10 protein-coding genes are annotated in these 14,977 nt (G+C 42.3%); 1 reads left to right on the top strand and 9 read right to left on the bottom strand.

Annotation, left to right across the window (positions count from 1 at the left end; translation table 11 throughout):
* Window positions 1-527 precede the first annotated feature (527 nt).
* Together pyrE and rph are read right to left on the bottom strand one after the other, a co-directional pair.
* Window positions 528-1,172, bottom strand: a complete 645-nt coding sequence (gene pyrE, locus JIG41_RS03625) for an orotate phosphoribosyltransferase (protein ID WP_036973002.1) — start codon at window positions 1,170-1,172, stop codon at window positions 528-530.
* Between the two features lie 23 nt (window positions 1,173-1,195).
* The gene (rph, locus tag JIG41_RS03630; protein ID WP_036973003.1) at window positions 1,196-1,909 is read right to left on the bottom strand and encodes a ribonuclease PH; all 714 of its coding nucleotides are present in this window, start codon (window positions 1,907-1,909) and stop codon (window positions 1,196-1,198) included.
* Between the two features lie 180 nt (window positions 1,910-2,089).
* On the opposite strand from rph, the gene JIG41_RS03635 reads away from it, so the two are divergent.
* Window positions 2,090-2,950, top strand: coding sequence for a YicC/YloC family endoribonuclease (locus JIG41_RS03635; RefSeq protein WP_036973004.1), 861 nt, complete (start codon window positions 2,090-2,092; stop codon window positions 2,948-2,950).
* A gap of 106 nt (window positions 2,951-3,056) precedes the next feature.
* On the opposite strand, the gene JIG41_RS03640 is transcribed toward JIG41_RS03635, so the two are convergent.
* The 7 genes from JIG41_RS03640 to JIG41_RS03670 all read right to left on the bottom strand — a co-directional run bounded on the left by JIG41_RS03640 (window position 3,057) and on the right by JIG41_RS03670 (window position 14,710).
* Entirely contained in the window at window positions 3,057-5,522 is a 2,466-nt protein-coding gene (locus JIG41_RS03640) for a S8 family serine peptidase (protein ID WP_199524269.1), read from the bottom strand.
* Window positions 5,523-5,621: 99 nt separating this feature from the next.
* On the bottom strand, window positions 5,622-6,260 hold the full coding sequence (locus JIG41_RS03645; protein WP_036973006.1) for a response regulator transcription factor: 639 nt from the start codon (window positions 6,258-6,260) through the stop codon (window positions 5,622-5,624).
* Window position 6,261: 1 nt separating this feature from the next.
* Complete coding sequence (locus tag JIG41_RS03650) at window positions 6,262-6,978, bottom strand: sensor histidine kinase (RefSeq protein ID WP_036973007.1); 717 nt, start codon at window positions 6,976-6,978, stop codon at window positions 6,262-6,264.
* Complete coding sequence (locus JIG41_RS03655; protein WP_199524270.1) at window positions 6,971-10,297, bottom strand: serine/threonine-protein kinase; 3,327 nt, start codon at window positions 10,295-10,297, stop codon at window positions 6,971-6,973. Before JIG41_RS03655 ends, JIG41_RS03650 begins: the two co-directional genes overlap by 8 nt.
* A gap of 19 nt (window positions 10,298-10,316) precedes the next feature.
* On the bottom strand, window positions 10,317-11,213 hold the full coding sequence (locus JIG41_RS03660) for an FHA domain-containing protein (RefSeq protein WP_051501919.1): 897 nt from the start codon (window positions 11,211-11,213) through the stop codon (window positions 10,317-10,319).
* 29 nt (window positions 11,214-11,242) lie between these two features.
* Window positions 11,243-12,079, bottom strand: coding sequence for a DUF6689 family protein (locus JIG41_RS03665; protein ID WP_199524271.1), 837 nt, complete (start codon window positions 12,077-12,079; stop codon window positions 11,243-11,245).
* A 165-nt stretch (window positions 12,080-12,244) separates the two neighbouring features.
* Complete coding sequence (locus JIG41_RS03670) at window positions 12,245-14,710, bottom strand: S8 family serine peptidase (protein ID WP_199524272.1); 2,466 nt, start codon at window positions 14,708-14,710, stop codon at window positions 12,245-12,247.
* Window positions 14,711-14,977: the final 267 nt, after the last annotated feature.

Raw genomic sequence — 14,977 nt, forward strand, 5'->3', positions numbered from 1 at the left:
CCGTTGGTCACTCACTTTCCATTAAAGGAAAAAACATTGAGACTCTAAATTTGTTTGCGTTACTACCTAAGTAGCTTCGCTGTTAGAACTCAATCTGTACGAGTGCCCACACAGATGATTGCTTTATATTGTTAAAGAACGTTGTGATTAAAGCGTTTCACTTTAACTCGCTAGGGCTGCGTATATTACGCTTCCCTATTTTTTTTGTCAACACTTAATTTTGAGAAAATTTAATTTTTCGAAACTAAGTTTTACTTAACACTCCGAGTTGCTCTTGCCTCGCTAAGCGTTGCAGTCTGCCGTCTCAGTGGGGTCGCATTATAGGGAGATGGAATTTTTTCGCAAGCACTTTTTTCTAAAAACTTTAAAAAAAAGGGCTTTTTCACCAATTCTTATCTAAACAGCACAAAAGTGAAACTTTATTAACGCTTAAATAACCTTTTTCCTTGTTTAAGGCCCACTAAATCAAAACAAAAAGCCCAGCTAATGTAGCTGGGCTTTTTAAAATTGATTAATCAATTAACTAATTATGCAATGCCGTATTGGTCACGATACGCTTTAACCGCGGCTAAATGCTCATCCATTGTGCCTTTTGCTTCTAGGTAACTAATTAAGTCTGCTAGTTTCACAATAGAGATAACTTTTGTTCCAAAGTCACGTTCAACTTCTTGAATCGCAGAAAGCTCAGCTTTGCCTTTTTCTTGACGGTCTAGAGCAATAAGCACACCACTTAAATCTGCACCATTATCTGCAATGATTTCCATTGATTCACGAATGGCTGTGCCAGCGGTGATCACGTCATCAACTAACATGATTTTACCTTTAAGCTCAGAACCGACTAATGTGCCCCCTTCACCGTGTGCTTTTTTCTCTTTACGATTAAAGCAATAAGGTACATCTTTATCGTGGTGATCCGCTAATGCAACCGCGGTAGTTGTTGCAATTGGAATACCTTTATAGGCTGGACCAAATAAAACATCGTATTCGATGCCTGCATCTTCCAGTGCCGCAGCATAAAAACGTCCCAAGCGAGCAAGATCACGACCGGTATTAAACAAACCTGCATTAAAGAAGTAAGGGCTAGTACGGCCTGACTTTAAAGTAAACTCACCAAATTTAAGCACCTGCTTTTCAAGTGCGAATTCAATAAACTCTTTTTGATAATCTTTCATTACTAAATTAACCTACTTCTAAATTATGCTAAAGCTTGCTTTTGAGCATCGATAATTTCACGGATAGAATGCTTAGCCAGTGAAAGTAGCTCATCTAATTCATCAAACGAGAAAGGTTCACCCTCGGCAGTCCCTTGGATTTCGATGATTTTGCCGGTTTCAGTCAAAATAACATTCATATCGGTTTCTGCTTCAGAGTCTTCTAGGTATTCAAGGTCTGTAATTGGTTGACCTTTATATACACCCACAGAAATAGCTGCAATCATATGTTTAAGTGGATTAGAGTTGATCATGCCTTTGCTGCGCATGTACGTCAGCGCATCAACAAGCGCAACACATGCGCCGCTGATTGATGCAGTACGAGTTCCGCCATCAGCTTGAATTACGTCACAATCAATTGTAATGGTGTTTTCGCCTAACGCTTTTAAATCAACCGCAGCACGTAATGCGCGTGCGATTAAGCGTTGAATTTCCATTGTACGACCGCCTTGCTTCCCGCGAGCTGCTTCGCGACCATTACGGGTATGTGTTGAACGTGGCAACATACCGTATTCAGCCGTAACCCAACCTTTACCTTGGCCTTTCATAAAGCGTGGTACACCTGCTTCAACAGTTGCAGTACACAATACTTTCGTATTTCCGAACTCTACTAATACTGAACCTTCAGCATGCATAGTGTAATTACGTGTAAATGTAACCGGTCTAATTTGGTTAGGTGTTCTTTCGCTTGGACGCATTAACGATCCCCTTAAATCTGAATTTGCCACATTATAAGTATATATACGTGTAGATGCCATGTTGATTTACATAATTAAATGAATGTGAAATATGCAACTGAAAAAATTTCCGCTAGAGGTTAAAGGCTGATACGGTATAATCAACCAAATTTGTAAATAAATAACACTAGGAAATCATCCATGATCCACAGCATGACAGCTTATGCGCGTCGCGAAATTAAAGGCGAATGGGGCACTGGCACTTGGGAAATTCGTTCAGTTAACCAACGTTACCTTGAAACTTTTATCCGCGCACCAGAGCAATTTCGTGGGATGGAACCTGTTATCCGTGAACGTTTACGCAAACACCTACAGCGCGGAAAAGTAGAAGTTTTCCTAAAATTTGCAGCAAACCCAGCACATGTTGGTGAGCTGACAATTAATGAATCTCTGGCTGAGCAGCTTATTAAAAGCGCGCAATGGGTGCAGCAACAAAGCAATGGCGACATCAACCCTGTTGATATTTTACGTTGGCCAGGTGTGATGGAAGCTGAAGAGTTAGACATGGATAGTGTGAATACTGCACTGATCGCAGGCTTTGATGAAGTAATCGAAGACTTTAAACAAGCACGAGGCGATGAAGGCGCTAACCTTCACGAAATGATTGCAACCCGTTTAGATGCAATTTTAGAGCAAGTAGTCATTGTTGAGAGCCACTTACCAGAAATAGCTAAATGGCAACGCGACAAACTAAATCAAAAACTAGAAGAGTTAAAAACGGATATCGACGAATCACGTCTTGAGCAAGAACTTATTTACCTTGCTCAAAAACAAGATGTGGCCGAAGAACTAGACCGCTTAAAATCGCATGTTAAAGAAACTAAAAAAATCTTAACGAAAGGTGGCGCTTGCGGTCGTCGTTTAGACTTTATGATGCAAGAGTTTAACCGCGAAGCGAATACGCTTGCGTCTAAGTCAATTAACAGCGACATCACAAACGCAGCTGTCGAACTTAAAGTGTTAATTGAACAAATGCGCGAACAGATCCAGAATATTGAATAACTCTGTTGTTATTTTAAAACAAAAAAGACCCAGCTGTTGCTGGGTCTTTTGTTTTAAAAACCACTCTACAGGGGGATAAAGTGGTATTAGCATCGGTGAAGGGAGGCTAATTATTGTAAAAACGTGTTGCAGCTACAGCGTAGTCAGCACGCGTTACCGATTCATCACCATTGAAGTGTACGGTTACTTTTGGCTCTAAGTCGAAGCGGCCTTGGTGTACATCAAAATACGCATTCAAAATGCCAAGGTCTAGCGCCAGCTGTACATACCCTTTTAGGTGGTCAGGAATGGTATGTTGATCTTCCAGTGTATATCGCTCATCGTTGTAAACCACTGTAATATCACCGCTAAATGTAGCTGCTGTTTCTTGCAGTGCTAATGATTGCACGAGCGAGTAAGCAAGTTCACTTCGGCTCACCTGCTCTGTTGGTAAAAACATCGTTGTATCAGTCAACATTACAGGCGCTTGATCTTGTGCTGTATTACGAAGCGCAGCCCCTTTTTGTGTTACTGCATTAATTGCTGCGCTATACGAGGCATCAACATCGGTATAGCTTACTTGTGTCGCTTTGTTTGATTGTCTCACTCCTGCGCCGAGTGTTAAAAAGTCGGCTAATTCTTGGCGAAGTAAAAAGTCATCGGGTTTAAATCCATTCTCTGTTGCATCGACTAACTGCTCACTCACTGCCATTTCAATAAACGCTTTTGCAGGGTGATCAGCGGCTACATCATCAAGTCCAGTGTAACCATCTGTTTTAACTATTTTTACTTTAACAGGAATCGAGCCTGGCACAGCATAACCATTGGTTACACCGAGGGGGTCAACATCTACCCCAGACAAACCGCCAATACCACTGGCTTTTAGCACCCATTCGCCGGCTTCTGCAGGGGCTGTTACAGCAATATTTTGGCCCAGTACTGGCAACGCAATACTCGAGCCATAACGTTTACCCGAAGGACTGGTGAGTGACAACCCTACGGTGTTGTCAGAAACATTGGCACTCACCATCAACATTGACGCATCTGGGCTAACATTAATAAGGGTGCCTGAATTATCACCCACGGGGCTAAAATCAACGGTGTCATTGTACTCAGCCTGCACTGATGTTTGCGCTTGAGCATTAAAGTTACGGTTAAGTTTAGTCGTGGTACCAAACGTGCGTTGTTGATCAACGACTGACTGTACTGCGGCATAAGCATTTGCATAACCTGCCCCAACTTCCCAATCTTCAAGTCCGGGCATATTTGTCGCGGTTTCTTGCAAAATGGTTTTCACTTCACGCCATGTCAGGTTTGGGTTCGCCTCTAACATCAGCGCGACAATACCTGAAATATGTGGTGCAGCCATTGAGGTGCCGCTCATTGATGTGTAATACGGCACATGATTAATATCCATAATTTCACTGTCATCAGCTAGACTCAAGGTGCTCAAGCTTGAAAGTGAAGCTCTTGCTGAAATAACATCAACACCTGGCGCCGTAATTGTTGGTCTATCTTGCCATTCGAGCTGTTCACCATTAATGCTAACAACCCCACCTTTACCTTTCACACCGCGAGAACTAAAGCTGGCCAAATTACCGGTTTTATCACCGGCTGCCACAGTAATAACCCAAGGTGCTTTTTTGAAGTTGCCTGTAATAGTACCTTCACCGCTTCCTGAGTTACCCGCTGAGAAAACAACAATTACCCCATTGTCTGCCAACTTTTTGGTTGCGATATTTGTTGGATCATCTGGGTTAAAATCTGTGCCTGTGTCGCTTGTATTACCAAACGAGTTTGAAATAACACGAATGTTATAATCGAATTGATGCGTTAAAGCGTAATCAAAACCACCCAGTGTATCTAGAATAAATAAGCCCGCACCCGACCCATAACCGATAATTTTTGCACCCGGCGCGACCCCTTGATACTTACCACTCGACATTGCACCATTACCACCAATAATACCCGCTACATGTGAACCATGACCGCCCGCAATATCAGTGTTATCAACGTCTTCTTGGTAAGTAATGGGTAATACACTCGACAACGAGTTTAAGTTTGTTTGCGCAAGCACGTTTTGTACTACGTGGTTAGGGTATTTGATGTCGCCATGCGTTCCATCCACCCCTGAATCATTAACGACAACACCAATGCCGCGACCAGAATACGGCATGCCTTTATGTCGTAAAGAGCTATCGGCACGTAATCGGTCAACACCAGTAATTTGAGTTGAACCATCATTTTCTAGTGATAGTGGCGCGTTGTACCAAATTGAACGAACTTTGTCTGATGCGTAGATAGCCTCGATTTGAGCTTTAGTTGCCGTAATACCGACCATAGGCAGGCTTTTTAAACTCACACCGCCTAACACACCTGCCGACTGAATGATGCTCATCAGTTCAGAGTCGACCGCTTTATTACCTTCAAACGTAACAATAACTTCGAACACATCTTGTTCTGTTGCTTGGGTCAGTAACTGACTAATTTCTGGCCCCAAAGATTTAGCTGATAAATTCAGTGACATTAAGCTTAGTCCTGCGCCAACAAGACCCGCGAGTAGTTTTTGTGATTTTAATTGAGTGTTAAGCATGAGAGTAAACCTTAATTTGTTTTGACTCTCTCAGCATGGCAAACACGCAGGCTTTTAAAAATGGGGGAAAACCCCTAGAGCAAGAAGGTTAAAACACCTTTATATGAGTAAATTATATTTTGCAGCGTAACGGACCAGTTCAGCCGCATTGGCGACTTGTAACTTATCAAGCACTTTACCACGATGATTTTCAGCCGTTTTTACACTGATATCTAATGAGCGAGCAATGTCTTTGGTGGTTTTACCTTCGATAATAAGATGAAAAACTTCACGCTCACGACTGGTTAAATTACGATAAGGGTCATCCCAGGTTTCAGCCGGTTTTAATGACATGGTTGCTAATACACTGGCAGCGTATTGGCTAAAATAGGTTTTCCCTTGAGCAAGTGCTTTTACGGCATCAATAAGCTCATCACTGGCGCTGTCTTTTAACAAGTAACCAGATGCACCAGCCCGCACCATATGTATTACGTATTCTTGCTCTTCATGCATGGTTAACACCAGTACTTTAGCTTCTGGTAACTGCTCATGAAGTCGTTTAACCGCTTCCATGCCGTTTAATTCTGGCATGCTAATATCAATAACAATCACCATTGGCTTTAATTCAAGTGCTTTTTGTACGGCAGATAAACCATCTGCCGCTTCAGCAAGTACTCGAATATCAGGGTCATTGCTCAGTAAACTCACCAGACCTTGGCGCAAAATAGTGTGGTCATCAGCAATCAGTACGCTAATCATATTAATTATTTCCTGTTACTAGCACTTTAATTTCGCAGCCCTGCTGTGGCGCAGTCGTGACCGTTAGCTGACCACCGTATGCCATAACTCGGTCTCGCATTGCCCCTAAGCCAAAGCCTGTCGTTAGATCATCAGGTTGTAGTTCCATACCTTGACCATTATCTTTTACTTTGACCATTAACATGCTTTTTGTTGCTATCACATTAATGGTAATTAGGCTTGCCTTTGCATGTTTAATGGCGTTGGTCAGCGCTTCTTGTACCACTCTAAATACCAAGGTTTGTATATCACTGGCTAGGTTATTATCAACTTGGTGATGTAAGTTAATAGTAAACGCCTGCTGTTCAGACATCACTCTTACCAACCACTCAAGTGCAGGCACAAGGCCTAAATCGTCTAATATGCGCGGTCGCATAAGCCGTGATATAACCCGAGTATCTGATAATGCTTGGCGAGCTAATTCAATACTCTCATTGAGAGCATGGCTGGGAGCTTCATTTTTTGCTTGCTGTAATTGATTTATTAAAGCGGTGAGTAGCTGCCCAACCCCATCATGCAGCTCTTGTGCTATTTGCTTTCGCTCATTCTCTTGCACCTGCCAAACACGCTTTGCTAAACCACGCATTTGCTCATTAGAGTTTGAAAGTTGCTGCGAAATTTGCTGCTGCTTTTGGTTAAGCTCTGCCACCAGCGAGGTGATATCCTTATCATTATTCATAACCAGCCAAGTCCTGTAACGAATCATCAAGTTGAAAATAACTTTGATAGTTTAAAAATTCAGCCTTTCTGTCTTTAGGAAGATTGGCCAATAAAGTGTTTAACTCTGAATTAAGCTTTGCTTTTAAGCTACTGGGTGCTTGCTCATTGTGATAAGCAAACTGCACTCTTAATCGATCAAATTGAAAACTCCGCCAGTACCCTCCCATCTTACGAAGCAGAATATCAGCCTGTTTTAGCGTTGCCTGAAAATCAGGCCATTGCTGTTGCATAAACTGCTGTACAGCAAGCAGCTCTAAATACTCAAGATAGGCGTATTGATATAAGGTAAAATCAACATTACCCAGCGCCGCTAAATGAGCACTAATATCTTGCTGTTGACGCAGTGCTTCACGAGCCGCATAAATGAGCTTGGCAATATAAATAGCGCCCTGGCTATAATCTTTGCTCATGGGCTCACTCATTTGTTGTTGAGTGATCATCTCACCCGTTATGAGCTCACTGTAAAATGCAAGTCGGCTAACATACTCACGGTTGCCCTTATCGGCGATATCTTGTTTTAAGCTCGCGATTGTTGACGCTGCGCCGGTGATATCACCTAATTGATACGACCAATCAACAAGCCACAAGCCAAATTCACTCATCGCGCGAATATCTTGCAATGACTTTGCTTGCTCATAAATGGCGCTTAACTCAGTGATGCTATTTGCAAAATTTCCTTGTAAAAAGGTCAATTTAGATAAGTAACTACGCGATACCCATTGCTCAAAGGTGCTATTGAGTTGTTTAGCATCTGCCAGTGTATTATTGAAAAGATGGTACGCGTTTCGCCAATTTCCCTGTGCTAATTCAATTTGCCCTAAATTCTGCCTTACATGGATGATACCCAAGGGGTATTGAATACCTTGATACAGTTGCTCAGCCTGACGCCAATAAACCAACGCATGCTTTTTATTTAACAGCATAAAATACATAAAACCGATGTTATTCATACTCTCGGCTTGCAGCATTTGGTTGCCAAGCGTCATGCGTATGTCGAGGCCTTGCTGATAATATTCAAGTGCTTTTTGATACAAAGCCTGCTCTTCTTCAAGCACCCCTAACTCGTTAAAGGTATGCGATAGTCCTTCTTGATCGCCTAGTTGCTCGTACAATGAAATGCTCTGTTGTAAATAGCGTTCTGCTTCTGTGTACTGTGCTTTAGCAAGGTGCAATGAAGACAGGTTACCCATGGTGGTTGCCATTCCAGCAATGTCGTCAATGTTTTCGCGGATAGCGAGTGCTTGACGGTAGTAATCAAAGGCTAAATCAATCTCCCCGAGTTGATTGTAAACAACACCAAACGCATTCAGCGCTTCGCCTTCTTGATACACATTTTTCGATTTTTTGGCAGTTACTAAGGCTTTAACAAAATACTCATCAACCGCTTTTTGATACTGCCCTTGTAAAAATGCAGCTCGGCCAAGCATAAACCATGCATCGGGATGGTAAGGGTCAAGGTTAACGACCTCAAGCAACAGCGCTTCCATTTTTTGATGTTGCTCTGTCAGAAAATAAAACTCTGCAAGGGCTATTTTTAATTCCACATCATAAGGAAATGCCTTTACAAGGGCTGCATAGTCAGCTTGAGCTTGCTCTGCTTTACCGGCGAGATCATTAAGCCTCGCACTGGCAAATTTTGCTGTGTAGGTTTTATCTTCAGCAAACTTAAGGGCCTGATTGTAAGCATTCTCAGCATCGAAAAATTGCTGGGTGGCAAGCAATAATTCACCTTGCAGTAACCACCCTAGCCCTGAATTTGGGTGCTTGGTTAAAAACTGCGATAACGATGTTTGCGCTTTTTCAAACTCACCTTTTTGCAGGAACGACTTCACAATAAACAACTCACCTGCTGGTTGAGGGTCAACTTGTAATGCCTTCACTTCAGTTGATAATTGCAATTGCTGTGAAAAACGCTCGGTAAAACTCGACACGCTTTGTTGCCAATTAGCTTGATTAAAATCGCTCGTTAAGAGTGTATTTTGCTGTAATGTGTGTCCTTCAAGCTGATAAACATTAAATTTAATATCGCGTTGCTCTGAGCCACTTGGGTATAGTTGCGGAGCAATCAGGTAGCTTACATTTAATAAGTCAGCCACCAGCGCTAGCTTTTGCTCATCTAACGGCATTGTAATTCCAAGTTGAGAGAGCAACTGACTTAGCCTGCCTTGCTCTACTACTCGTAAATGACCTAATTCATGCAGTTGATAGTTAATATATTCAGCAAGCCCTTGTGCAACGCTATCGTCACTACTTTGTAAAGGTAAAACAGCCACTGCATAGTATTCTTTCTCAGGCTGTTGGGGAGTATCGGGTGGCATGCTTAAAAACACCGCAGCCATAATAAATAAGCCTATAACCACCACGACAGCCATCAACATAGAGTGTTTTTTAATGTTGTGCGGTTTTTCTTTAATTTGTTTTAAAAATGCCGTTTGTGCCTCAGTGGCATTTTTAAAACGTGCGTTAACTTGAGAATGAATAAGTTTGTTGATAAATGGCGCAATAAAAGCCAGTTGTTTATGCTTTACGCGACATTTTGCTTTATTAAGCTGCTTTGCCGTTAATACCTCATCAAGGCTTTGTCCAGCAAAGGGAAGTTCACCACAACACAGCTGATACAACACCACGCCAACCGCATATAAATCAGTAGTCGAATTTACAGCCCCAAACTGCAAATACTCTGGAGGGGCATAATGAACCGTCCCCACAATATCGCCCACATCTGCGCTGCCTTCTAACACCGATAAACCAAAGTCTGAAATATACAGTCGTCCCTTTTTATCGAGCATAATATTGGCGGGTTTAATATCTCGGTGAACAACATTGGCTTGCTCCACAAAAACCAATGCCTCTAATAACTGGCTTACAAATGTAATAAGCTCTTCACGACTCTGAAAAGTCAGGCTAGCCTCTTCTAGCGATTGGCCATCAATCCAATCCATCGTTATAAAATGTAGATTTTGCCAATGATAATATTCATGAACGCGTAAAATAGTCGGGTGGCTTAATTGACGTAAATGCAGTAATTCTTGTTTGAACTTTGCAATCGCATCTGATTGCTGACTAATTGATTGATTAAGTACTTTAATGGCAATGTGTGTATCAAGCTGTTTGTCGTAGGCGCGGTAAACACACCCATACTGACCTTGACCACACATGGCTTCAATCTCAAAACGGCCAAGTAAACATTCGCCAGGCTTAAGATAAGTCGGTGAGCTAATTACCTGAGTTTCATGCAATTCATCACTGCTATTTTTAGAAACGTCGTTATTGCTCATATCACCTATTTAACAGGGGTTAATGACATAAATTAAATAAAGTATAGCCAGTATTTTCGTTAACGTGCTTATCTGTAACCACTTTTTGTAAGTTATCAATAGATTGTTGCAACAGTAAGGCTTGCACTGCGGCCTCAATTTGAAGTCCCATGCTGTGGAAAATTTCGATGTCTAAATCAGTCAGTACTTTTCCCGCTAATTGGCTGTCGGTATACACAACCCCAACAACTCGACCGTCAAATAGTAACGGGATACACGCGAGCGAGGATATTTTTTTCAACTGAATACTGTCGCGGTGTTTGAGTAAGTCATGTACCGACACATCCATAGCCACCACGGGTTCTGCTTTTTCAAAGCAACGAGAGATTGCACCAACACTGCCTTCAAAGCGTTTCAATTTAAAATCACCCGTTTTGAAACCTTGTGCGATACATACTTGTAATGAATCTAATTGTTCGCCTAATAGCAACACACCACGCTGCGTGCCTGTTAACGTAATTAGGTTATGTAATTGGGCAATTAAGCTTTCTTTTAAATAGTCTGTATTAGAAGACGGTGAGGCTAACTTACTTTGTGTTAATCGCCAGGTGTTATGCTCATTAATAGCCGCTATTTGCGACATTGACTTGGCTTCAAACAAGCAATCTAAATCACCAATCGAAATGATTGCATCATCAGCAAGGGTTGAGTGAGTGACAACGGCACCGTTTACTTTCGTGCCGTTTAAACTTCGTTGATCATTAAGTTGCCATGCATCATTACTGTGCGACACACGAGCATGCTGACGTGACACCGTTGGGTGTTCCAAAATTAACTGACACTCTTTCGCACGTCCTATGAGGTATCCACTCTGTTCGTATAAATAGCTTTCCATCGCAGGCTGATCAGTATAACAAACCGTAATTCTAGCGGGCATACACAACTACTCTACAAACCTTATTATTCTTAATTGGCAAGTCTCAAACTAAAGCGTAACGTATTTGCATAAGCTATCAGCTCACCCATCACGTTATCGACATCTCGGCTTGAGCGCCACACATCTGGAATTGCTTGGCCTCGATTAGCTTTCACATTATTAATAAACTGGCTAACTTTGCTACTCGCTGAGCTGTAATCAAGTGTCATGATTGCTTGATTAATATCGGCGACGTCTTGCAATAGTGTTGAATAAACAACACTGTCAATCTGGCTAGAAAAAGCATTTAACGCCGTTTGTAAGTCGTTAAACTTTGTATTGATCACAACGGTTGCAGGGCGTAAATCAGCGACAATTATAAACTGTGAAAAGCGGCCTGTTGAACCGCGAGCACGGTAACTCCCCGCCCCCATTGTTGTGGTAATATCTTTAAACTCACCACCCAAAGGTGCTTTAAAAAAGCGTAGCGGCGTACCCGCTGTGTACTCTAAATTGTGCGTATGAATGTCAACACTCGCGACTCCCGAAAACGAAAAACCGCCACTGGCATCAGGCTCAATAGTAATCATCATTGGAAAAAGCGCTTGCAAAGAAATATTGCTACTGTTTGGTAGTCGCTGCAAAAGATTAAGCGACGTGATATCAATAATTTCGGCTGTAATACCTATATTATCAGCGGTAAGGCCTACTGCATTTTCAAATTCAAGGGTGATATCTGCTGAAATATTTGCAGGGAGGTTAATCACGGCCTCAACAGTATTACCTTGAACATTGACACTGACTAATTCTGTGCTGTGTGATACGGGGCTTGAAAGCATCATTATTAAAGCAAATGCAATGATGTAAAACGTCTTGAACTGGCTCATATTCTCAACTCTCTCGTGACGACGGCAAGCCGAAGTGACACGTTTATTTAACAAACCACAACATTAAACTTACTTTCGACTGGGGTATTTCGCAAGTTTTTAATGAAAAATAACGAATAAAAACCAACCATTTTTCAGGTTGGTTTTTATTCATCAAGGACTTAACTATCTTAAATATTGATTGAACACTCGACCAATAATCACCGCGTAATCACCCCGGCTTACTACGGTGTTTGGTTCAAAGTAAGCAACAAGCGTCGGTGTTAAATCATAGCGACCCTGTTCAAGCTCAAAACGGACACCTAACAGCGACATATCAACAGCCAATTGCACATACCCTTTTAATTCGCTAGGTATCGCATTGCTATCACGAAGCGGGATTTGTTCGCCGTTGTAAGCAACCGTGATATCGCCCGTGTGATTGCCAGCCTGCGATTGTAAGCCAAGTGCTTGCACTAATGAGTACGCTAAATCGGTTTTGCTAACTGTGCCCGTCGGATTAAATGACTGACCCGATACTGACATTACTGGATTTTGCCCTTGTTTACGGTCTTTTAACGCTGAGCCTACTGACGTAACGGCATCGACAAACGCTTCGCTACCAGACATAACATCCACAAAGGCCGGTTTTTGTGTCGCCAGAATGTCACGTTGTTGTCTGATTGCCATTCCCATCACAAGATACTGAGCAAGCTCTGCACGTGATAGGTTTACATCAGGTCGGTAGTAGCCATCATCGTGACCATCAACGAGTCGTTCACTAACCGCAAACTCAATCGCTTTTCGAGCTGGGTGAACAAAAATATCATTAAGCCCTTGGTATCCACCTGACTTCAAAATACTAATTTCACCACTAATAAACTCAGGTAAGCCAGGGCCATTTGTGACACCTGTAGGATCGGCTTCTACACCTGATAACGAGGTCAAACCAAACGCAGATAACTTCCACTCTCCGGCTTGTGCTGGCGCTGAAACACGCATTGAAGTATCAAGTACTGGCAGAGTTAAGTTGCCAAAATAAACCGTGCCATCGGGTGCTTCAAGTTTGAGTTTAGTGGTGTTCGCCAGCACATCTGCAGCCACATTGATAAACGCAGCATCACTGCCAACAGTAAAGGTAAATTCTTCTGGTTCACCCACTGGTGAATAGAACACTTCAAATGGGGTGGGTGAGCTGTCATCCAGAATAATGGCATTCGCATTAAAGTCGTTTAAGTTATTTACTGTGACACTATTTTCAGCGTTATATCCCAATGCGCCTGCTACAGCGGCATACGCATTGACATAACCAGCGCCCACTTCCCATGCTTGATAGCCCGGCATGTTTGTCGCTGTTTCTTGCATAATTTGTTTAATTTGCAGCGGTGTTAAGTCGGGGTTTGCTTCCAGCATCAGCGCAGCCACACCCGCAACATGGGGGGTGGCCATTGACGTGCCTGAAATCATTGTGTAATAAGGTAAGTATTCAGCTTCCATTGCGTCAATGTCATCTGCACCGCCGTTCGATACGATGTTCGTTTTTGCGCGTGTCGAAATAATATCCACTCCCGGTGCGACTATTGTTATTTCATTTTTATACTGCCACTCACTGCCGTCTGGCATAGTAAAGGTGCCTTGTTCACCACTTTTACCCCGTGATGAAAAATCAATTAAATCACCTTGCTTGGTGCCTGCCCCCACCGACATTCCCCATGGAATTTGTGCATATGGGTTGTGAGTATCTTCGCCTGAACCTGAATTACCCGCAGCAAACACTGATAACATACCCAACTTGTAAGCTTTGTAAGATGCCAATGAAATAGGATCATGGCTTTCGAACTTACCACTGCTTCCCCATGAGTTACTCATGATACGAATCGGCGAGTTAAAATCCCAAATATGGGTAATGGCATAGTCATAACCGCCGAGTGCATCCAAAATAGAGATACCTGCGCCAGAACCATAACCAATTAAATCAGCACCCGGTGCTGCACCTTGGTACTTACCATCAGAATGACTTCCCCAACCAGCCACAGTGCCCGCACAGTGTGTGCCATGACCTACATTTAAATCGGTGTTAAGTTGGCCTTCAATCCACACACCACTTGCACCAGTAATTGAAATAGCACTGGCATGAGTAATCCCTTGCACGTTTTCAATGACTTTAGCGCCATACTCTAAATCAGCGAGTGACGCATCAATACCAGAATCATTAACAAGAACGGTGACGCCTTTACCTGTGAACGTCATCCCATTATTAGCCGTGAATTCGTCTGATTGAAGCTTTTCGACCCCCGTAATTTCTCGCGCTTCTAGGTTGTAATAAGTTAAAGGTCTATTTGCAAAAATAGAGCGAACCCCTTCCATTGCTGCTAACTTTTTAATTTGTGTAGGTGATGCAACAACACCAATCATTGGTAATGACTTAAATTGCACACTTTGTGTGATACCTAGATTAATTAACTTACTTATTTGTGTGGCTTTAAGTGCTTCCATTTGCTCGTAACTTACAACCACCATCGCTTTGTCTGTGAGCGACATAGTTTTAAGCTGTTGCTCTAATTGAGAGCCTATCACTGCGGCTGCCGCTGCGTTTAAACTGAATCCTGCAAGCGTTAAACCAACCGCCATATTTTTCATTAATAGTTTCATCTGACACCTACCTTGCGTGAATTGACGCCTAAAATGGTTAATGTTTTATTTACATTTCTAATTAAATAGCCGAATGAAGTTGGCAGCTATCAGGATCAATCCCTACATGGCATGAGGGAAATCACCTATTAGGTAAGGTATTAAATGAATTTTTACGGGCACTACCTAGTAAAGGTTAAGCGTTTTCTATCCCCTTTGAGGAATATCTTTCGTCCTATGTTTCAACTAGATTGATTAAACCATTCGTCATTTAAAAGTAAGGATTGA

It is taken from the genome of Pseudoalteromonas sp. bablab_jr011 (assembly GCF_016464045.1).
In the GTDB taxonomy this organism is placed as follows: Bacteria; Pseudomonadota; Gammaproteobacteria; order Enterobacterales; family Alteromonadaceae; genus Pseudoalteromonas; species Pseudoalteromonas lipolytica.